The sequence below is a fragment of the Streptomyces sp. CNS606 genome (genome assembly GCF_000426325.1).
In genome coordinates this window covers 175,123-195,622 of the sequence record NZ_KE384522.1, presented here as the reverse complement: position 1 = coordinate 195,622, position 20,500 = coordinate 175,123, and the positions used below count along the sequence as shown (strand labels likewise).

At 73.9% G+C, this 20,500-nt stretch carries 18 protein-coding genes; 7 read left to right on the top strand and 11 right to left on the bottom strand.

The window, feature by feature from the left end:
• Nucleotides 1-47 precede the first annotated feature (47 nt).
• Nucleotides 48-635: a hypothetical protein gene (locus tag K304_RS0125490; RefSeq protein ID WP_027766014.1), complete on the top strand. Its 588-nt coding sequence runs from the start codon at nucleotides 48-50 to the stop codon at nucleotides 633-635.
• A gap of 49 nt (nucleotides 636-684) precedes the next feature.
• On the opposite strand, the gene K304_RS0125485 is transcribed toward K304_RS0125490, so the two are convergent.
• The 3 genes from K304_RS0125485 to K304_RS31325 form a co-directional block, all read right to left on the bottom strand.
• Nucleotides 685-1,317, bottom strand: coding sequence for a hypothetical protein (locus K304_RS0125485; protein ID WP_106965669.1), 633 nt, complete (start codon nucleotides 1,315-1,317; stop codon nucleotides 685-687).
• A 67-nt stretch (nucleotides 1,318-1,384) separates the two neighbouring features.
• Nucleotides 1,385-1,918, bottom strand: coding sequence for a hypothetical protein (locus K304_RS0125480; protein WP_486591805.1), 534 nt, complete (start codon nucleotides 1,916-1,918; stop codon nucleotides 1,385-1,387).
• A 191-nt stretch (nucleotides 1,919-2,109) separates the two neighbouring features.
• Nucleotides 2,110-3,531 (bottom strand): MFS transporter, encoded by a 1,422-nt coding sequence (locus K304_RS31325; RefSeq protein WP_051308842.1) that lies wholly within the window; start codon nucleotides 3,529-3,531, stop codon nucleotides 2,110-2,112.
• A 190-nt stretch (nucleotides 3,532-3,721) separates the two neighbouring features.
• Between K304_RS31325 and K304_RS0125470 the strand changes: the two genes are divergently transcribed.
• Nucleotides 3,722-4,915, top strand: a complete 1,194-nt coding sequence (locus tag K304_RS0125470; RefSeq protein ID WP_027766011.1) for an alpha/beta fold hydrolase — start codon at nucleotides 3,722-3,724, stop codon at nucleotides 4,913-4,915.
• A 39-nt stretch (nucleotides 4,916-4,954) separates the two neighbouring features.
• Here K304_RS0125470 and K304_RS0125465 read toward each other — a convergent pair whose 3' ends face one another.
• Nucleotides 4,955-5,527, bottom strand: coding sequence for a cob(I)yrinic acid a,c-diamide adenosyltransferase (locus tag K304_RS0125465; protein WP_027766010.1), 573 nt, complete (start codon nucleotides 5,525-5,527; stop codon nucleotides 4,955-4,957).
• Between the two features lie 140 nt (nucleotides 5,528-5,667).
• Entirely contained in the window at nucleotides 5,668-7,371 is a 1,704-nt protein-coding gene (locus K304_RS0125460) for an APC family permease (RefSeq protein ID WP_027766009.1), read from the bottom strand.
• A 509-nt stretch (nucleotides 7,372-7,880) separates the two neighbouring features.
• On the opposite strand from K304_RS0125460, the gene K304_RS0125455 reads away from it, so the two are divergent.
• From K304_RS0125455 to K304_RS31320, 3 genes are all read left to right on the top strand, one after another.
• Nucleotides 7,881-8,729: a 3-hydroxyacyl-CoA dehydrogenase family protein gene (locus K304_RS0125455; RefSeq protein WP_027766008.1), complete on the top strand. Its 849-nt coding sequence runs from the start codon at nucleotides 7,881-7,883 to the stop codon at nucleotides 8,727-8,729.
• 298 nt (nucleotides 8,730-9,027) lie between these two features.
• Nucleotides 9,028-9,360: an STAS domain-containing protein gene (locus K304_RS0125450; RefSeq protein ID WP_027766007.1), complete on the top strand. Its 333-nt coding sequence runs from the start codon at nucleotides 9,028-9,030 to the stop codon at nucleotides 9,358-9,360.
• Nucleotides 9,361-9,429: 69 nt separating this feature from the next.
• Nucleotides 9,430-12,054 (top strand): ATP-binding protein, encoded by a 2,625-nt coding sequence (locus tag K304_RS31320; RefSeq protein ID WP_037791999.1) that lies wholly within the window; start codon nucleotides 9,430-9,432, stop codon nucleotides 12,052-12,054.
• A gap of 159 nt (nucleotides 12,055-12,213) precedes the next feature.
• Here the strand turns inward: K304_RS31320 and nucS are convergent, their stop codons facing one another.
• Nucleotides 12,214-12,885 carry an endonuclease NucS gene (gene nucS, locus K304_RS0125440; RefSeq protein ID WP_027766006.1) on the bottom strand — a complete coding sequence of 224 codons (672 nt, stop codon included), beginning with the start codon at nucleotides 12,883-12,885 and terminating at the stop codon, nucleotides 12,214-12,216.
• Nucleotides 12,886-13,126: 241 nt separating this feature from the next.
• On the opposite strand from nucS, the gene K304_RS0125435 reads away from it, so the two are divergent.
• Nucleotides 13,127-13,519 carry an SCO5389 family protein gene (locus tag K304_RS0125435; protein WP_027766005.1) on the top strand — a complete coding sequence of 131 codons (393 nt, stop codon included), beginning with the start codon at nucleotides 13,127-13,129 and terminating at the stop codon, nucleotides 13,517-13,519.
• Here K304_RS0125435 and K304_RS31315 read toward each other — a convergent pair.
• Nucleotides 13,488-14,648 (bottom strand): LLM class flavin-dependent oxidoreductase, encoded by a 1,161-nt coding sequence (locus K304_RS31315; protein WP_106965677.1) that lies wholly within the window; start codon nucleotides 14,646-14,648, stop codon nucleotides 13,488-13,490. The two genes, K304_RS0125435 and K304_RS31315, sit on opposite strands and share 32 nt — an antisense overlap.
• 232 nt (nucleotides 14,649-14,880) lie before the next feature.
• Here K304_RS31315 and K304_RS0125425 point away from each other — a divergent pair, with 232 nt between their 5' ends.
• Nucleotides 14,881-15,204, top strand: a complete 324-nt coding sequence (locus K304_RS0125425) for a hypothetical protein (RefSeq protein WP_027766004.1) — start codon at nucleotides 14,881-14,883, stop codon at nucleotides 15,202-15,204.
• Between the two features lie 82 nt (nucleotides 15,205-15,286).
• On the opposite strand, the gene K304_RS0125420 is transcribed toward K304_RS0125425, so the two are convergent.
• The 4 genes from K304_RS0125420 to K304_RS0125405 all read right to left on the bottom strand — a co-directional run bounded on the left by K304_RS0125420 (nucleotide 15,287) and on the right by K304_RS0125405 (nucleotide 20,423).
• The gene (locus K304_RS0125420) at nucleotides 15,287-16,447 is read right to left on the bottom strand and encodes a trypsin-like serine protease (RefSeq protein WP_027766003.1); all 1,161 of its coding nucleotides are present in this window, start codon (nucleotides 16,445-16,447) and stop codon (nucleotides 15,287-15,289) included.
• 219 nt (nucleotides 16,448-16,666) lie between these two features.
• The gene (locus K304_RS0125415) at nucleotides 16,667-17,977 is read right to left on the bottom strand and encodes an ABC transporter permease subunit (RefSeq protein ID WP_078529725.1); all 1,311 of its coding nucleotides are present in this window, start codon (nucleotides 17,975-17,977) and stop codon (nucleotides 16,667-16,669) included.
• 61 nt (nucleotides 17,978-18,038) lie between these two features.
• Complete coding sequence (locus K304_RS31310) at nucleotides 18,039-19,253, bottom strand: ABC transporter ATP-binding protein (RefSeq protein WP_078529723.1); 1,215 nt, start codon at nucleotides 19,251-19,253, stop codon at nucleotides 18,039-18,041.
• 159 nt (nucleotides 19,254-19,412) lie between these two features.
• Nucleotides 19,413-20,423 (bottom strand): phosphotransferase, encoded by a 1,011-nt coding sequence (locus K304_RS0125405; RefSeq protein WP_027766001.1) that lies wholly within the window; start codon nucleotides 20,421-20,423, stop codon nucleotides 19,413-19,415.
• Nucleotides 20,424-20,500: the final 77 nt, after the last annotated feature.

Here is a 20,500-nt window from a genome sequence, read left to right as displayed (position 1 = left end):
CGCGCGCGGCGGGAGGCTGGAGGGAGTCGCCGAGAGGAGATCCCACCGTGCTGGTCGCCTTGATCATCGCCTGCGAGATCGGGTTCTGGGTGCTGCTCGCCCTGGGCCTCTCGCTGCGCTACCTCGCCCGGATGCCGCGCGCCGGCGCCGCGGTGCTGCTGTGCGAGCCGCTGCTGGAGCTGGTGCTGCTGGTCGTCACCGCGATCGACCTGCGGAACGGTGCCGAGCCGGACTGGAAGCACGGCCTCGCCGCCGTCTACATCGGCTTCACCGTCACCCACGGCCACCACCTGGTGAAGTGGGCCGACGCCCGCTTCGCCCACCGCTTCTCCGGCGGCCCGCCCCCGCGCCGGGCGCCGAAGTACGGCACCGCGCGCCTCGTGCACGAGTGGAAGACGGCCGCCCGCTGGATCGGCGCCGCGGCGATCGCGGCGGCGCTGCTCCAGGCGGCGATCTGGTACGTCGGCGACACCGGTCAGGCGGCCTCGCTCCGGGACTGGCAGGCCAAGATGGGCCTCCTCGCCGGCATCAACCTGGTCATCGCGCTGAGCTACACCCTCTGGCCGAAGCAGGCGCCCGCCGGGGCGCCGTCCGGCGAGGCGCGGCAGCCGGAGGGGGAGACCGTACGCCGCTGACGCCGCACTGCACCGCCCACCGCCCGGGGGCGAGGGCGACGTGGGGCCGTCAGCCGCAGTGGTCGGCGTGCTCCTGGCCGGTCATCGCCCGGGTGTGCTGCGTCGTGGTGTCCGGCGCGTCCGGCACCGGACCGGTGGCGGTGAACGGCACGTACCAGTAGTAGTGGCCGTAGTAGCGGTCGGGGAAGTGGAGTTCGTACTGGCCGCTGACGGTCTGCAGCTGCGTCTCGCGGGTCACCCAGCCGACCTCGTTCGGGCGGACGTCGATGTAGGTCGTGGCGGACTCGGTGTGCGAGTTGGACCAGGTGTGCTCGTAGCTGGCCTCGACCGTCACCTTGAAGACCTCGCCGAAGCCGTACTCGGCGCTCATCGAGACACCGACGCTGTTGCTCTCGCCCGTGGTGTCGGACCAGCCGACGCCCGAACGCTGCGGGTCCTGGGTGCAGTTGAAGGCGGAGTGGCCGACCTGGTGGGACGGGCCCATGGACAGCTGCGGCGGGCCGCCGGGGTGGAAGATGCACACGTCGGTGCCGTTGTTGCACTTCTCCAGCAGCTGGCGGGCCGTCGGGGTCTCCTCGGCGGGGGCCGCCTGGGCGGCGGTCGGGGCCACGACGGCGCCCGCCGCGGCGGTCATCGCGGCGGCGAGGATGCCGATCCGGGTCCTTCTGCGTGTGGTGGGCATGGGGGTACCTCTCGAACTGTGGGGGGTGGTGGTCGGGTGGTGCCTGCGGATGCGTCGGGGACCGGCGTCAGCTGAAGCCGATCGACTCCGTCCGGTCGTTCATGAAGGACCCGATGTCGGGGGTGTTCTCCTTGAACGGGCCGTCCCGGTCGCCGCCGAGGTTGGGCTCCGGGTACAGCCAGAGCCAGCAGTTCGCCCAGGGCTGGACGGACGTGATGCTGTCCTTCCACCCGTCGCCCAGGTCGTACTGCCAGTTGACCCAGCCGTCCTTCTCGCAGGGCTGCGGGCCGTAGATGGTCAGCGACGATCCGCCGTAGTTGGCGTGTTCGAAGAACGTGCCCTGGATGACCTCTCCGGCGAGGGACGCGCGGAAGCCGTCGTCCCGTGCCGCCGCGCGTGCGGAGGCGGGTACGTCGTCGACGCGTCCGCTCGTGGCCGCCTCCACGGCGGCGCCGAAGGTGGCGAAGCAGCGCTCGCCGCCGCCGTCGGGCCCGACGACGCAGTGCCGTTCGCCCGGCGCGTCGGTCCCCGGCCCGGCCGCCGGAGCGGCCGCCGCGCTCGTCGTGCCGCCGAGTGCGGCCAGTGCGGCGAGCGAAGCCACCGCCGCTCGCGCTTTTCCTGTCGGTATCGATCTGCGTGCGGGCACGTCGTGCTTCCCTTCTCCTGTGGGGTGAGAGCGCTCCCGATCCTGCTCGCGGAGAACGCCCCCAAACCCAGGGCCCGTTATTGCCCGGAATCCCCCTGCGTCGCACCAGCTCGCGTCGTCGGCCGTGACCGGGAATGTGGGAGGGGCTACCGGCCGGTAGGCCCGTGGTGGATGCCGCGGCGCAGCAGCACCAGCAGTCCGGCGGCGCCCGCGAACGCCAGCACGGACGCCCCGCGCAGCACCGCCTCGATGGCCGGCCCGTCCGCCCCGGCCGTGGACGCCGCCCCGCTGACGACCTCCAGCACCGACGCCGCCACCGCCACCGCGACGGCGCCGAGCAGCACCAGGGAGGTGAGCACGATGCCCGAGGCCGCGGCGCGGTCCCGTTCCCGGACGTACGACTGCGTCGCCACGTTGGTCAGCGACCACCCCAGGCCGACGCCCACCCCGCACACCGCGAAGACGACGGTGTACCAGCCCAGCGGCTGCACCCACGTCAGCACCAGCAGCGCCACCCCGCTGGTCAGCATCCCCGCCGCCATCGGGCCCTCGGCGCGCCACCGTTCGGCCAGCCGCCCGGCCCAGTAGCTCGCCCCTCCGGAGCCGCCGGACAGAGCGAGGAAGACCAGCCCGGCCTCCAGCGGCGACAGCCCCCGCACCTGCTGGAGATAGAGGGCGACGAGTACCGCGATCAGTGCGTAGACGGCGTTGGACAGCGAACCGGCCAGGGTGACCACGTCGAACGGCCCGTTGCGGAACAGCGCCAGGTCGATCAGCGGGTTCCGCACCCGCGCCTCCAGCAGCACGAACAGCGCCAGCAGCACCGCCCCCGCGGCCATCAGCAGCACGGTCCGCGCCGATGCCCAGCCCCACGCCTCGCCGCGGTCGAAGGCCAGCATCACGCAGACCAGCCCGCCCGCCACGGTCAGCACGCCGGGAACGTCCACCTGGCGCACCGCCGTGGCGTCCCGGCTCTCCCGGACGAACCGCAGCACCAGGACCATGGCCGCCGCGCACAGCGGGACGTTGACCAGGAACACCGCCCGCCAGCTCACGTGCTCCGCGAGCACGCCACCCACGAACGGGCCGACGGCGGTGCCCACCGCGCTGAACGCCAGCACCGTCGAGACCGCCCGGGCGAGGCGCGCCTGGTCGAAGCGGGAGGCCACCACCGGCACGGCGACCGGGAAGACCACGGCCGCCGCGGCACCCTGCACGACGCGCGCGGTGATCAGCCACCCGGGGCTCTGCGCGGCGGCGCAGACCACCGAGATGCCGGCGAACCCGGCCAGGCCGACGAGGATGACCTTGCGCCGCCCCCACAGGTCGGCGAGGCGGCCGCCGGCGATCATCAGTGCACCGAGCGCCAGCATGTAGCCGCTGACCAGCCACTGGAGGTCGGTGACCGACGTGTCGAAGTCACGGGCGATGACCGGGAGCGTCAGATTCAGCGCGAACCAGTCCATCTGCACGATGAACATGGACAGCGCTGCGGCGGCGATGACCGCACGCTCCCGGGACGAGTAGCGGGCCGGAGCCCGGCCGGACCCGGCCGTCCGCGAAGCCACCACTCAAGGCTGACATGACCACGTGAGCCCCGCACGCGCGGCTCAGCGGGCGCGGGTCCCTGCCGTCGCGGCCCCCGTGCGGGCGCCGCGACCGCGCGGCGGCCGCCACCGAGGTGCGGCCCTCTCCCGTCGACCGCAGCATGGAGGCAGGCGCAGGCCCTCCCGGCCTCCCCGGACCCACGGACACGCCATGGAACTCTTCGAGGACCCGCTCTTCCAGACCTTCGCCGAGCGCGTCGCGATGACCGCCACCCGGGGCGGTGCCGAGTGGGGCGAGGTGCGGCTCACCGCGGAACGCGTCAGTGAGGGCGACCGCGACAGCTGGCACGAGGAGTGGACCCGCACCGCCCGGATCGTCGAGGGGTGGGCCGAGGACTCCGCGCGTGGCGGCCACCGGGTCAGCGCGCGGGAGGCGTTCCTGCGTGCCTGCACCTACCATCGCATCGCGTACTACCCGCTCTTCGGCGAGCCCGTGGACCCGCGGCTCGTCATGTCGTTCGGCCGCTCCGCCGCCTGCTTCGAGCGGTTCGCGGCGCTCGCCGAACCGCGGCTGCTTCCGCAGGAGATCCCGTACGAGGGCACCACGTTGCCCGGCTGCTTCTGCCCGGCCGACGCGAGCGGCACCCCGCGACCGCTGCTGATCGCGGTCAACGGCTACGACTCCGCCCTGCCCGAGATGTACTGGTCGCACGCCGTCCCCGCGCTGCGCCGCGGCTACCACTGCCTGCTGGTGGACGGGCCCGGCCAGGGCCGGGCCCTGATCGAGCAGGGCCTCCACCTGCGTCCGGACTGGGAGCACGTGATCGGCCCGGTGGTCGATCACGCCCTGACCCTGCCCGGTGTCGACGGCGACCGGCTGGTGCTGATGGGCTGGAGCCTGGGCGGCTACCTGGCGCCGCGCGGCGCCGCCGGCGAACCACGCGTCGCCGCGCTGGTCGCCGACCCGGGTCAGTGGGACATGATCGACGCGTTCCGTACGCAGCTGCCGCTGCCGCGCGGACTCCGCGACCGCCTGCCGGACGTCGATCCCGGCGAACTCGAACCCCACCTCACGCCGTTGGTGGAGAACCCGGTGCACTGCTGGAAGATGGTGCAGCGCGCGATGTGGGTGCACGGCGTGAAGAACCTGGGCGAGTACGTCGTCGACACCGGCCGCTACCGCCTCTCCGACGTCGCAGCGCGGATCGCCTGCCCGACGCTCGTGGCCGTGGCCGAGGACGACCCGGTCGGCGCCGCCGCGGAGACCCTGTACGACGCGCTCACCTGCCCGCGCACCCTGGTCCGCTTCAGCGAGGCGGAGGGCGCCGCCGACCACGTCGAGTGCTGGAACCGTTCCCGCTTCGACCAGCGCGTCTTCGACTGGCTGGACGACGTCCTCGCCTGACCGCCCGGCCCGGGCCCCCGGCCCGCCCGAGCCGAGCCGTCAGCGGTTCTCGCCGGGCACCCAGAGGACGTCGCCGACGTCCTTGTTGGCGGTGCGCGCGAGGATGAACAGCAGGTCGGAGAGCCGGTTGAGGTAGGTCGCGGTGAGCGGGTTCATCGTGTCCGCGTGCTCCTGCAGCGCGGCCCAGGTGGAGCGCTCGGCGCGCCGGGCGACGGTGGTCGCCTGGTGCAGCAGCGCCGCGCCCGCCGTGCCGCCCGGCAGGATGAAGCTGCGCAGCTTCTCCAGGCCGGCCAGGAAGCGGTCGCAGTCCTCCTCCAGCCTGTCGACGTAGGACTGCTCGACGCGCAGCGGCGGGAACTCGGGGTTCTCCACGACCGGGGTGGCCAGGTCGGCGCCGACGTCGAACAGGTCGTTCTGCACACGCACCAGCACCTCCTTCACCTCCTCGGCGAGGCCGCCGAGAGCGAGGGCCACACCGATCGCGGCGTTCGCCTCGTTGGCGTCGGCGTAGGCGTCGATCCGGGTGTCCGTCTTCACGGTACGGCTCATGTCGCCCAGGGCCGTCGTACCGTCGTCACCGGTGCGGGTGTAGATGCGCGTCAGGTTGACCATGCGTGCAGCGTAGCGCCGGAGCAGGCCGTACGAGCAGGCCGAGGGGCCGGTGGCGGTGCCACGGGCCCCTCGGTGGCCCCGGGTCCGCGACGACGCGGCCGGGATGCCCCGGGTGGTTCCTGCGAGCAGAGCCGTCCGGCTCAGTGCGCCGGCGGCCCCCCGGCGTGCGCCTGCTGCGACTCGGCGAGGATCTCCTCCACACGGTGGCGCGGAAGGGCGGTCTTCAGGGACACCCAGATGGTCAGCAGGGCCAGGGCGAACGTGGCGACCGCGCCGGTGCCGAGGCCGAGCCAGCCGAGGTTCCCGGCCTCCTCCGACTCCGCCGGGTAGCCGCCGGCGAAGCTGATCACCGCCAGGCCCACGAACCACACGAACACCCAGGAACCGGCCGCGAGGTCCAGCTTCGGGTGGTCCTGCTGGGAGAACCGCAGGAACGCCGCCATGAGGATCCAGCCGAGGATCAGCAGGAGGAACAGCTTCCAGTTCTGCTCCCAGCCCGTCCAGTAGACGATCAGGTTCGTCGACCACAGGGCGAGGAACCCGACGACCCAGACCGTCCTGTCGCCCAGCCGGTACGGGCGGTGCTGCTCCGGGAGCTGCTTGCGCATGGCCAGCAGCACGATCGGGCCCGATCCGAAGGACAGCACGGTGGCGCTGGTGAGGAACGGGACCAGCTGTGCCCAGCCCGGGAACGGCAGGAAGAACAGGCAGCCGACGACGAACGCCAGCAGCAGGCTGACCCACGGCACGCCGTTCCTGTCGACCTTGGCCAGATTCGCCGGTGCGTTGCGGTTGCGGCCCATGGCGTAGGAGAGGCGCGCGGTGACTCCGGCGTAGATCATGCCCGTGTCCCCGGGGGAGATGATCGCGTCGGCGTAGAGCAGGCCCGCCAGCCAGACCGCGCCCAGGATGCCCGCGATGGCGGCGAGCGGGCCGAAGACCGCGAGCACGTCGGTCTCGCCGGTGAAGTTGGCGCCGACCTCGGCCCAGCCGCCCTCGGTGATGGCCTCGGACGGGACGGATCCGATGAAGGCGACCTGCAGACCGACGTAGAGGATGCCGCAGATGACGACCGAGCCGATCAGCGTCAGCGGGATGTTCTTCTTCGGGTTGTCGGTCTCGCCCGCGAGCTCCACGCCCTGGCGGAAGCCGAAGTAGGAGAACGCGATGCCGGCGCTGGCGACGGCGGAGAAGACGCCCTTGGCGCCGTACGGGGCGAAGCCGCCGAACTCGTCGCCCGCGAAGTGGTCGGTGTTGAACGCGAGGGCGACGAACACCGCGATGACCAGCACGATCATCAGCAGCTTCCACCACACCAGCAGGTTGTTCAGCCGCTGGAACCAGCGCACGCCGAAGAAGTTGACCAGGACGAAGAGGCCCATCAGGAGGACCGAGACGACGGTGCCCCAGGCCGTCAGCGTGGGCTGTCCGTCCTTCACGTCCTGCAGCCAGGGAAGCCAGTTGTTCGAGTACTGCACGACGGCGAGCACCTCGATCGGGGCCACGGCCGCGGCGGCCACCCAGGTGAGCCAGCCCATCGTGAAGCTGGTGAAGGAGCCGTAGGAGTAGTGCGGGTAGCGGGCGACGCCGCCGGAGTGCGGGAACATCGTTCCCAGCTCCGAATAGCTCATCCCGATGAAGATGAACATGACGCCGCCGATGATCCAGGAGAGGATCGCCGCGGGCCCCGCCATCTGTGACGCGAAGAGTGCCCCGAAGAGCCAGCCGGAACCGATGATCGACCCGACCGCCGTGAACAGCAGCCCGATCGTTCCGTAGTCCTTCTTCAGACGCCGGTCGTCACCCGGTGCGTCCGCCGAAGGGTTCGTGGTCACGTCGGCCATGGAGCGGCCACCTCCTGCTGTCGGTGCGTCGGTGCGGGCCTGCTGGAGCCCGGGTGGCAGCGGAGGAACCGATGTGCCGGACACAGACCCACAGCAGGGTGCGCACCTTCACCTTTGCCTGTCCAGGGCGAAACGGCCTGCATTTCCCTGCCTGCAGTATCGGTTCGGGCAATGAATCTTAAATGGCGGGTATAGCTGAGCGTCATGTTGCGGCACGTCGACATGTGGGGATTATGTCGCTCTTGTCCGTGAAGTCCGCGCACTCGGTGCGAGTGGCACCCTCGCGCGGCGTCCTCCGGTTCCCCCGGTGGCGTGCACCCGGTGCCGGATGCCCTCCGAAGCCGGGTCGCCGGGGCGCCGGGGGATCGGGCATAGCGCGGCGAAACGGGCGCCCTCGGTGTGACGTCCGCCATGTGAGACGTGACGCGTGTCTCTTCGCCGCCTGAGGGTCCGTCCGAAGCGCTAGGGTCCCGCCAACAGCTCGGATGCTCCAGGGAAGGAAGCGTGTCGTGGCGAAGAAGCTCGCCGTCATCGGTGCCGGTCTGATGGGTTCCGGCATCGCGCAGGTCTCGGCCCAGGCGGGCTGGGAGGTGGTCCTCCGCGATGTGACCGACGAGGCGTTGCGCCGTGGCACGGACGGGATCAAGGCGTCCTTCGACAAGTTCGTCGGCAAGGGCAAGATGGAGGCCGCCGCGGCCGAGGCGGCGCTCGGCCGGATCACCACCACCACCGAACTGGACGCCGCGGCCGAGGCCGACGTCGTCGTCGAGGCCGTCTTCGAGAAGATCGAGGTCAAGCAGGAGATCTTCCGCGCCCTCGACGGGCTGGTGAAGGACGAGGCGGTGCTCGCCTCCAACACCTCCGCCATTCCGATCACCAAGATCGCGGCCGCCACCCGCCGGCCCGAGCGCGTCGTCGGCACCCACTTCTTCTCGCCGGTGCCGATGATGGGGCTGTGCGAGCTGGTGCGCGGTCACAAGACCAGCGACGAGGCGCTCGCCGCCGCCCGCGCGTTCGCGGAGTCGGTCGGCAAGACCTGCATCGTGGTCAACCGCGACGTCGCCGGCTTCGTCACCACCCGCCTCATCGCCGCCCTGGTGGTGGAGGCGGCCAAGCTCCACGAGTCCGGCGTCGCCTCGGCCGAGGACATCGACACCGCCTGCAAGCTCGGCTTCGGCCACGCCATGGGCCCGCTCGCCACCGCCGACCTGACCGGCGTCGACATCCTGCTGCACGCCAGCGAGAACATCTACACCGAGTCGCAGGACGGCAAGTTCGCGCCGCCGGAGCAGATGCGGCGGATGGTCGACGCCGGCGACCTGGGCCGCAAGAGCGGCAAGGGCTTCTACACGTACTGACCGCGCGGCGGCCGTTCCCCCGGCCCGGCGCGGCGGTCCGGGGCGCGTCCTCCGCAGCACCCGGGAGGGGGGCGTCCCGGTCTGCCGTTCTCACCCGTGAGGGTGAATTGCGTATCGGTTGGACCACGAACGGCAACTCGACGGACCGTCAGGTCGTCTCCCCTGAAGAGGGGTTCCGGCCCTTCGTCGTGCGGCGTGCCCCGGCCGGGTTCCGGCGGCGCGGAGCATCGCGCGAGAGCACGACGGGACCACACGTACGACACAGGACGCAGCCACACGATCCATACCGGGAGCGGTTATGCACATCAGGGGCGACCACGCAGAGCTGGTCGTCGGGGGGCGCCTCGACGTCCGCAGCGCAGCGGACGCCCGTACGGCTCTTCACGGCGCCGTCGACGCGGGCGAGGGCGACCTCGTTCTCGACCTGGCCGAACTCGAGTCGTGGGACGCCACCGGGCTGGGCGTCATCATGGGTGCGCACCGCCGGGCGGGGCGCTGCGGCCGGCGACTCGTTCTGCGGCGCGTACCGCCCCAGATGCAGCGCCTGCTCGTCGCGACCCGGCTGCACCGGATCCTGGCCATCGAGGACGCCGTCGCCGCCCCGCAGGTCGGAATCCTCACCAAGCCGTGACGTCCCGGCCCCCACACGAGCACGGCCCCTCGTGGATACTGTGCCGGACACGGCGATGGGGCGGAGGCCATGGTTCAGCACGAGAGTGACCAGTCCGGTGAGGAGCATGCGGACGACCGGGGTGGTGGTCCCCTCGCCCGCACGGTCAGACTCATATCGGGCGACTACCTGCTGACCGTCAACCCGGTCGACGGCAGCGAGATCGAGCCCTGCCCGCCCGGACAGCGCCCCGGACGCCCCCGGCGCCGCGCTGCGGGAGAGCGGCCCGAGGCCGGCCGGCCCGGCACCGGACGCGGCTCCGCCGGCGTCGGCGGGAGGCGCCCCGTCCTGCTGGAGCGGGACGAGGAGCGCGAGCGCCTCACCCGCCTGCTCGGCCGGGGCCGGTCCGTCCGCCTCACCGGGCCCCGCGGCTCCGGCCGCACCGCCCTCCTGGAAGCCGTCGCCGCCGACGCGGCGACCCTGGCCCCGGACGGCGTGATCCGGCTCAGCGGCTACCGCCGCGGGGTCACCGACGTCCTCCAGGACCTCTTCTCCGCCGTCCACGACGCTCCCGCCCTGCGTCCCGACCGGCGCCGCCTGCGCGAGGCGCTCTCCTCGGTCGGCGCGGTCGTCGTCCTCGACGACCTGGAGTTCGGCGCCTCCGCGCTCGACGAACTGCTCACCGCCACCCCCGAGTGCGCCTACCTCGTCGCGGCCACCCCCGACGTCGCCGCACCCTCCGAAGGGGCCCGCATCGAGGAGGTCTTCCTCCCCGGGCTCAGCCGCACCGCCTCGCTGGAACTGCTCGAGCACCGTCTCGGCCGTCCGCTCACCGACGACGAGTCCGACTGGGCCGGCGACCTGTGGTTCCTCAGCGAGGGCAACCCGCTCTCCTTCGTGCAGGCCGGCACGCTGATGCGACGGCGCGGTGGCGGCGCCGCCGTCGCCCTGTACGGCGCCGAGGACGCCTCCGACGGCCGCCTGCCCAGCGGAGCCGACCTGGCGGCCGACGTCGCCTCCGGTCTCTCGGGCACCGCCCGCGACGCGCTGCGCATCGCGGTCGTCCTCGGGGGCGAACTCCCCCGCGGAACGCACCTGCCGGCGCTGCTCGGCGAGGACCACGCCGACCATGCGCCGGACGAGCTCGCCGACGCCGGTCTCGTGACCGAGGCCGGGGGTCACTACCGCCTGGCCGGAGGTGTGGCGGGTCAGCTCGCCGCAGGGCCGTTCCGGGGCGACGGAGACGGGGACGCCGTGCGGGCCGAGACCGTGGCCCAGCACTACGCCTGGTGGGTCGCCCATCCGTCGGTCAGCGCGGCCCGCGTCGGCGCCGAGGCGGACGCCGTGGTCGCCGCGGTCCAGGCGGCACAGCGCGACGGCAAGGCCGCCGCGGCCGTGCTGCTGGCACGGTCCGCCGCGCCGGTACTTGCCGCCGCCCTGCGCTGGGGCGCCTGGGAACGCGTGCTGCGCAGCGGCCAGGAGGCCGCCCGGCGCGCCGGTGAGGTCGCCGAACAGGGCTATTTCCACCACGAGTTGGGCGTACTCGCGCTCTGCCAGGGCAACCCGGAGCGGGCCCGCACGGAACTCGACGCCTCCGTCGCGCTGCGTGCCGCGCTCGCCGACCAGCACGGCACGGTGGCCGGCCGCCGCGCACTGGCGCTGGTCACCGACCGCCTCGCCGCGGCCGCCGCCGGCGGCGCGGCGGGGGTCACCCCGGGCACGCCCGACGGCCCCACACTCGCCGGCGGGCCGACGGCTTCCCCCGCGTCGCCCCAGGAGACCGGGAGTGTCGCGGGCACCGGTGGCGCGACGGGCGCCCTGGGGACTGCGGGTGCGGCGGGCGCCGCGGGTGCCACAGGCGCCCGGGTGGGGCTCGGCAAGACCGCGGGGGCGGGCCCTTCAGCGGTCCGTCCGGCCCACGGCCCGGACGAGACGCCCACCTCCCCGACGCCCCGCTCGTCCTACGGCGACGGGAAGACCAGGTCCCAGGAGGAGATCACCGCGGCCGCGTTGTCGACGGCGGCGGCCATGGACGACAGCATCGCGGCCCTGCGCGCCGCCGCGGACGAGGAGCGCGGCTTCTCCGGCCTGGGCGGCCGCCGAGGTCTCGCGGTGCGCAGCACACGCAAGAACGTTCTTGCGGCGGGCGCGGGCGCCGTACTGGCGGCCGTCCTCGGCACGGTGGCCCTCACCGCGGCGTCCGACAGCTCCGACACCCCGCGTGGCGGTACGGTCCAGCCGGACCGGTCGGACACGTTCACCGACGACTGGACGGACGATCCCGAGTCCGGCGACGGCGGCGCGGACCGTGGGGACGACACCTCGCGCAGCCCCGGCACCCCCGGCCCCTCCAGTTCCGCCACCCCCTCACCCTCCCCCTCCGACGGAGGCGGCCCACCCGCCGACCCGTCCCCGACCGACGACGACTCCTCGTCGAACGGCGGCGGCAGCGGCGGGAACAGCGGCGGCAACGGCGGTGGCGGGGACGACGACGATGACCCGCCGTCCCCGGACCCGACCGACGACGAGACGACCCGGCCGCCGACCGAATCGCCCACCCCCTCGGATTCGCCCGATCCCACACCCAGTCCGACCGAGTCGTCGTCGGGCGGGGGCGAGGGATCGTCGTCGCCGACCGCGGACGGGCCCCCGCCGAGCGCAACGGTGAGCGGAACGTCCCCGGCGGCGGGCAGCAGCGCGACGCCGGTCGACTGACATCACCGCCGGCGCCCCCCCCGCCTGCGCCCGCCCGGAGGTGGGAGGTGCCACGCCGCGGGCCCGCGACGCGGGGTCGCGCCACGGCCCCACGCGGGGACGCGCAGGGCGGGCCGCACACGTCCCGGCGGGCGACGGCGCCCGCCGGCGCGCGTGCGGTCAGAAGAGGCGGAGCTTGTCGTCGTCGATGCCGCGGAGCGCGTCGTAGTCGAGGGTGACGCAGGAGATCGCGCGGTCCGTGGCGAGCACGCGGGCCTGCGGCTTGATCTCCTGGGCGGCGAACACGCCCTTCACGGGCGCCAGATGCGGGTCGCGGTTGAGCAGGTCGAGGTAGCGCGTCAGCTGCTCGACGCCGTCGATCTCGCCGCGCCGCTTGATCTCGACCGCGACGGTCGTGCCGTCGGCGTCGCGGCAGAGGATGTCCACGGGCCCGATGGCCGTGGGGTATTCGCGCCGGATGAGGGACCAGCCCTCACCCAGGGTCTCCATCCGGTCGGCCAGCAACTCCTGCAGGTGCGCTTCCACGCCGTCCTTGATGAGACCCGGGTCCACGCCCAGTTCGTGCGAGGAGTCGTGCAGGATCTCCTCCATCGTGAGGATGAGCTTCTCGCCCGCCTTGTTGACGACCGTCCACACGGCGACCCCGTCCTCCTCACCCTCCTTCAGGGTGCATGGCGGGGACATCCAGTTGAGGGGCTTGTAGGCACGGTCGTCCGCATGGACGGACACCGATCCGTCGGCCTTGACCAGCACGAGTCGCGGTGCGGCGGGAAGGTGCGCGGTGAGCCGGCCTGCGTAGTCGACGGAGCAGCGGGCGATGACGAGACGCATGGTGGATCACGCTAGCGGACACCGGCACCCGTTCGCGATTCGCCCGTGATTGAGCCTGTTCTGGCATGGCTTGTTGTGTACGCATTCGCCTGGTGCGTCCGTACGCACAGGCTTACGCTTCGCATCGGGGGCGTCGCCGTACGGAACCAGTGCGGAGGGCTCGGCTCGCCGCGTTCGCGGGCCCCCGGTCACGTCCGTATGACCTCGCACGCGTGCGCGCGGGGTCGCGAGAGGAGAACTCATGTCGCTCGACGTCTCACCGGCCCTCCTCGCACAGGCCGAGCGAGGCGAGGTCGACGAAGCGGCTTTCGTCGACTGCGTCCGCACCTCCTTGCCGTACGCGTGGGAAATGGTCAGCTCTCTGGTCGCTCAGCTCAAGGTGGACGGCGGTGAGTTCGCCGACAACCAGACGCCTCCGCCGGACGAGCAGGCGCGCGGCCAGCTGCTGCGGGCACTGGCGAGCGACGCGATACGCGGCGCGCTGGAGCGGCACTTCGGTGTCCGGCTCGCCTTCCAGAACTGCCACCGGGTGGCGGTCTTCCCGACCGACGGGTCGGGAGACGAGCGGCTGGCCCGTTTCACGTCCGTGCGCGGGCAGTTGCTCAACCAGTCGCCGACGCTGCGCGACTGCTGACGCCGGCGGGCCCGGTGCCGGGTGCCGGCGTCGCCGCCGTGGCTCCGCCCGACGCCGCCTGTCGCGGCGAGCGGTCGCGGAGCAGCGGCAGGACGTCGGCGCCCAGCCGGGCCACGTTGTCCCGCGTCGCAGCAAGATCACCCGTTCCCTCGACCAGCAGGGCGAAACGGCGGATTCCGGTCGTTTCCGCAGTGGCGGCGAGCCGGTCCGCGCACAGCGCGGGCGGGCCCACCGGGTGCAGTGCGCAGAGCTTCTCCGTGTAGGCGGCTGCGTCCCGCATGGCCCGTTCCCGGCCGTCCACGGTGCGGTGTGCGGCGAGCCCGTGGCGCATCCATGCGGGCATGGTCTTGGCGAGGGCCCCGACGGCCTCCCGGCGGGTGTCGGCGACCTGCGCCAGACCCGCGGACACGTGGTGCGCGGCGGCCCGTTCGACCGTCTCCGCGCCGTGTCCCGCCGCGCGCGCCTCGCGCCGCCACAACGCGGTCATGCCCGCCTTCTCCTCGTCGCCGCAGTGCATGCCGAGCAGCATCGGCAGCGCGTGCCGGGCGGCGAGCCGTACGGTCCCGGGTGAGGTGCAGGCCACCACGACGGGCGGCGCGTCGGCGAGGCCGGCCACCGCGTCGTCCGGTCGGGGCACCACGTCGACCTCCGGGAACGCGTACCGCGCGCCGTCCGCGCCGACGCGCGGCTCGCGCAGCCAGCGCATCAGCAGCTCCAGCGACTCCGGGAAGCCGTGCTCGTACGCCTCCAGGCCGCCTCCGAAGACCGCGAGGTCGATCCACGGCCCGCCTCGTCCGACGCCGAGAGTGAACCGGCCGCCGGAGGTGACGTGCAGCAGCGCCGTCTGCTCGCCGAGCGCGACCGGGTGTGCGTTCGGCAGCACGCTGACCGCCGTGCCGACGCCGATCCGCCGGGTGCGTCCGAGCAGCAGCGCGGCCAGCGTCACCGCCGACGGGCAGACGCCGTACGGCACGAAGTGGTGCTCGGCCAGCCACACGTCGGCCAGGCCCGCACGTTCCGCCTCCTCGGCCGTGCACAGCGCCCGGTGCAGTGCCTCCGCCGGGCCCTGCCCGGGGAACTGCGCGGCCAGCACGAACGCTCCGAGGGTCTCGACCCGTGCCTCACCCATGTTCTCCGCCTCCCTGAGGCCGCCCACCCCTGCGCCCCCATCCGGCATCAACGCCTGACACGTGCCAAAGGCACGGTCCCCGGCGCGCAGCGGGCGCTGCGCGCCCCGGAGTGGGCGGGGCGGGGGGCTGCGGTCAGTACGCTGGTGGCGCGAGCCCGCCGGGCCCGTCCGCGCGTCCGCGGCTTCGTCCGCGGACCGCCGTCCGCCGTCGTCCGAACCGCCGAGGTGCACCGTGTCCCCGCGTCGTAACCGCCCGCGTGGCGGCGGCAGGTCCGCGTCCGGGGGTGCCGAGCGCGCCGACCGGTACGGGGTGGAGCGCACGGAGGACTGGCGGGGCGAGGAGTGGGTGGTCCGGCAGGTCGGCGGGGGTGCCGCGGGGAAGCACTACCGCTGCCCGGGCTGCGACCAGGAGATCCCGCCGGGCGTCCCGCACGTCGTCGCGTGGGCGCAGCACGGGCCCGTGGACGACCGCCGCCACTGGCACCGTGCGTGCTGGAACGCCCGGGACCGCCGCTCCGCCCGGCTCCAGCGGTCCCGCAACGCCCCCCGGTACTGAAGCCTGTTCGCAGACGTGGCGACGGCCGGCACCGGAGCGGGGGCTCCGGCGCCGGCCGTCGCGGTGGGCCGGGGGTGTGCCGTCAGGCGGTGTGCAGGGTGAGGCCGTAGCGCTGGAGGATCTCGTTGATCGGCTGGTGCCAGGTCTCGCCGCCGCCGGAGCAGTTGCCCCAGCCGCCGGACGTGACGCCCTGCGCCTGGTCGCCGCTGATGAACGAGCCGCCGGAGTCGCCCGGTTCGGCGCACACGCTGGTCTTGGTCATCTGGTGCACCGCGCCCTGGCTGTAGTTGACCGTCTCGTTCTTCGCGAGCACGGTGCCGCAGTGCCAGTGCGTCGTCGAGCCGGAGCGGCAGACGGACGCGCCCACCGGCGCCTCGGCCGAACCGCGCACGAGACGGTCGGGGACGGTGCCCCAGCCGAGGACGACCGGCACCGTCCACCACCCGCTCCCGACGTTCACCCAGGCGTAGTCGTCACCGGGGAAGGAGGACCCCTGGAAGGTGCCGATGTGGCTGCCGTCCCAGCCGCGCACGGCGGAACCCGCGCCGCCGCAGTGCCCGGCGGTGACGAAGCCGCCGTGCACGGAGAAGCCTATGGAGCAGCGGACGTTGCCCGTGTAGTACGGGTCGCCGCCGACGGTGCCCGCCGCGAAGGTGCGGGGCGCCTGCGGGGTCTCCCGTACGGCGACCGGGCCCGCCTCGCGCGCGTCGGCGACGAAGGCGCGGACGGCGTCGTCGTGCCGGTGCCCCTCGACGACCCGGACGACGACCGCGCCGGCGCGCGGGTCGACGTGCCAGCTCGCGACCCCGGCGGGGGCGTCGAGCGTGTCGACGCTCCGCATGGTGGTCTCGAGTCTGCGCAGGGTGTGCGCGGCGGGTACGACCCGGGCGCCGGTCGCCTCGACGGCCCGCCGCCGGTCCTCGTCGGCGCGGGCGCCGGTGAGCGCGACGGTGAGCCGACCGCGTCCGGCGTCGAACCAGGAGCCGCCGTAGGCGGCTCCGGCGGCGCGCCGTGCGGCCGACTCCACGGTGCGGGCCTTCGTCTCCGCCTCGAGCCGGGCGAGGGCCTCCTTCTCGCTCAGGCCCAGGTCGCGCTGCAGGGCGGCGACCAGGCCGGGGGAGGCGGCCTTCTCCGCCGTGCCGCCGGGGGCGTCGGCCGCCGACGCCTGGGTGAGTCCGCCCGCCAGGGTGCCCGCGAGAAGCGCGGTGGTCAGGGCGGAGCGCAGGACCTTTCTTCGTCTCATGGCGTTGCCTTTCGTCGTGCCGGTAGGGGTGGTACGGAAGGCGTATGAGAGCGCTCTCATGTCGTGCTGCGGGGAGCGTAGCCGAGGAGCGGGTGTCAGGTCTATGCCAATGCGCGCAGTGCGGCGGGAGACGCGTCGCGCGACCGAGGACGGGGCCCGCATGCCGCGGGCCCGGGACCGCGCGGGTGCGCGGTCCCGGGCCCGTACGGAGGCGGCAGGTCAGACGTCGCGGTTGGCCAGGGCGGCGTAGGCGCCGGCCAGGGCCGCGCCGGAGACGACCGCGAGCAGGCCCAGCAGCGGCCAGCCGGTGGTCCCCACGTCGCCCTGGAACGGCATCTGGAACATCGACGCCAGGCCGTTCAGCGGCGAGTACTCCAGCAGCCCGTCCTGCAGGTCGCTCAGGCTCGCCGGGAGGAAGATCGCGACCAGCATCGGCAGCAGCACCACACCCAGCATGGCGGTGATGGCACCGGCGGAGTGGCGGAGCATCGCGCCGACGGAGAGCGAGAGCAGACCGAGCAGGGCGACGTACAGGCCGGCGCCCACGGTGGCGCCGAGCCATTCGCCGCCGGTGGCGGTCAGTTCGCCGTTCACGACGGACTCGCGCAGGCCCTCGGACACCATCGCGTCCGGCGGCACTTCGGCGCCGCCCAGCATCCCTGCCTGAATCAGCGCGGTGAGTCCGGCCGCGAGCGTCGTCATGACGAAGGCGACCAGGAAGAAGACGAGCGCCTTGGCGAGCAGTACGCGCCCGCGGACCGGGCAGGCCGTCATCGTCGTGCGGATCATCCCGGTGCCGTACTCGGAGGTGATCACCAGCACGCCGAGCGTGATGACGCAGATCTGGCCGAGCATCAGGCCGAACAGGCCGCCGCCGAGCAGCGGCGTGGTGACGAACCGGTTGCTGCTGCCGCTGAAGGCGAGCGCCATCAGGAAGCCGATGCCCACGACGATCACGAACATCACGCCGAGCGTCCACATCGTCGAGCGCACGGTACGGATCTTCGTCCACTCGGAGGCGAGGGCGTGGCCGAGGTGGGTGCGGGGGAGCGCCGCCTGCCCGGTGGTGCCCTGCGGCGGCCGGCCGCCCGCCGGTGCGGCGGGGTGCACCGGCGCGGCCGCGACCGGGGCCGGAGCGGTGGCGTACGGCGCCTGGCCGGGCGGCGGGCCCTGGGGCGCGGGGACGGGTGCCGCGGGCGGCTGGACGGGCTGGGCCGGCGGCGTCAGCATCATGGTGCCCTGGGCCGGGGTCCGCTGCGGCGGACCGCCGCCGGCCGCGGCCCGGGCGGGGTTGAGCATCATGGTGTGCTCGGGGCGCCGGTCGGTCGCCTCCGCCTCGGGCGCGGTGCTCTCGGCCTCCTCGGCCTCCCCGGTCTCCTCGGCTTTCTCCGTCGCCTCCGTCGCCTCGGGCGCCGACTTCGCGGGGTCCTGGGCCTGTCCGGGGACGTGCGGGACGTGCGCCTCCTCGGGCGACTGCGTGCCCGGGGCGGGGTCGGAGGCGGGGTTCTCGGGTGGCTGGGGCGTGGTCATCGGGCGTCCTCGGTGGGGGGCTCGGTGGCGGGAGGGATGGTGCCGGGGGAGGTGGGCCGCGTCATCCGCGGCCTCCGTCACCGGCGCCGGAGGCCCCCTGGTAGGGGCCCGCCGCGTAGGCGCCCCGGGGGTCGGCCTGCGGCGGTACGGGCGGGGCGCCACCGGGAGCGCCGTACCCGCCCGGGACGGGACCGCCGGGCATCCCGCCCGGCACCTGGCCCGGTACCTGTCCGGGCACCTGGCCCGGCATCCCGCCCGGCACCTGGCCCGGCATCGCCATGCCGGGCACGGTCCCCGGCACCGGCATGCCGGGCGCGCCCGGCCCGAAGCCCGTCGGCGCGAGGCCCGCGGCCAGGTCCGTGGTCGACCGGTAGTCCACGGCGCCCTGGGTGAGCCGCATGTACGCCTCCTCCAGCGACGCCTGGTGCGGGGAGAGTTCCCACAGCCGCACGTCCGCCTCGTGCGCCAGGTCGCTGATGTGGGGGAGCGGCACCCCGGTCACCCGCAGGGCGCCGTCCGCCTCCGGTTCGACCTGGCCGCCGGCCTCCGCGAGCGCCGAACTCAGCTTCTCCCGCTGCTCGGGAGCGTCGTCCGGGGTGCGCACGCGCGCGTATCCCACGGAGTTCTGCGTGATGAAGTCCTTCACCGGCATGTCGGCCATCAACTGGCCGCGCCCGATGACGATGAGATGGTCGGCGGTGAGCGCCATCTCGCTCATCAGGTGGCTGGAGACGAAGACCGTCCGCCCTTCGTCCGCGAGCCGCTTCATCAGGTTGCGGACCCAGAGGATGCCCTCCGGGTCGAGCCCGTTGACCGGTTCGTCGAAGAGCAGCACCTGCGGGTCGCCGAGCAGTGCCGCCGCGATGCCGAGGCGCTGGCCCATACCGAGGGAGAAGCCCTTGGACCGCTTGCCGCCCACGTCCTGGAGGCCGACGAGGCCCAGCACCTCGTCGACCCGGCGGGAGGGGATTCCGGACAGCTGCGCGAGGCACAGCAGGTGGCTGCGCGCGCTGCGCCCGCCGTGCACGGCCTTGGCGTCGAGCAGGGCGCCGACCTGGCGCGGCGCGTTCGGCAGCTTCCGGTACGGCTGCCCGCCGATCGTGACATGACCCGAGGTGGGCTGGTCCAGGCCCAGGATCATCCGCATCGTGGTGGACTTGCCGGAGCCGTTGGGCCCCAGGAAGCCGGTGACGGCGCCGGGCCGTACCTGGAAGGACAGGTTGTACACGGCCGTCTTGGCGCCGTAGCGCTTCGTCAGGCCGTACGCCTCGATCATGCTCGCCCCTGTACGTGGTGCGGGGCCCGCGTCGCGCGTTCACCGCCCCGCATCTCGCCCCCGGTCAAGGTCTAGGAGGGTACAGGCCGCCGTTCCGGTTCCCTCCTGTCGGTCACGTCCGCGCGGAACGTCGGTCACGTGCGCGCGGGATGGGTCGCCTCAGTACGGCGGCGCGTCCGCCGTCTCCCGCAGCGCGGCGGCCGAGGCCGCCGCGCACGCGCGTTCGGCGGCACGGGACGCTCCGGGGAACAGCCGACCGAAGGACACCGCCCTGCCGAGCGCACCCGGCCGCCACGCGAGGGAGGCCGCCCGCCGCAGCTCGGCCGCGCTCGTGCCCCGGCCCGTCCACGGCTCCAGGTAGGCGTCCCGCAGGCGCGGCGCCACCTCCGGCCCGTACCGCTCGCACGCCACGCGGACGGGGACCCGGAGCGAGCAGAACGGGTGCGAGAGGGCGGCGTCGCCCCAGTCGAAGAAGGTGAACCGGCCCGGCCGCGGGGCGAAGACCTGGCCGGCGTGCAGGTCGGCGTGATCGAGGGAGTCCGGCACGCCGACGGCGGCGAGTTCCGCGCACCAGTCGGCCAGGCGCGGCCGCAGCGCGAGCAGGCGCGCGCGAGCGCCGGGTGCCGACGTCGTGTCGTCGTCCACGAGCCGGTCGAAGACCCCGGGCAGCGCGGTGGTGCGCGCGCCGGGCACGCCGAGCCGTTCGAGGGCCGGCAGGTGCGGCAGAAGGGTCCGTTGCAGTTCCGCGTAGGACCGCAGCGGCTCCTCCCAGGCGCGCGGGTCGTCGGGGGCGCGGTCGAGCACGTCGCGGAAGAGCGCACCGCCGTCCGGCAGCAGCAACCAGCCGCGTTCGGCGTCCACGGCCAGCGGAGCGAGGACGTGCTCCGGCGTCCACGCGGCCAGCGCCGCGGTCAGCGCGCCCTCGAAGGCGCTCGCGGGCGGGTTCGCCTTGAACCACACGGCGCCGGCGGGTCCTTCGACGGAGAGGCGCACCAGGACGGACCAGGGCCGCAGGCGCACCGCCCGCCGCCCCGTCTCCCGCAGGCCGTGCGCCGCGAGCCCGCGCCGCGCCCAGTCGAGGGCGGCGTCGCGCCAGGTCTCCTGCTCCCAGGGCGTCACCGCGTCCGGGTACGGCCCGCGGTCCACGGACGTCGTCGTGCGCTCTCCCATCACGCCATCCCAGCACGTCGCCGGGGCCGGCTCCATCGGGTTTCCGCGCCGTGCGGCGGACATGACGGCGCCCCCGG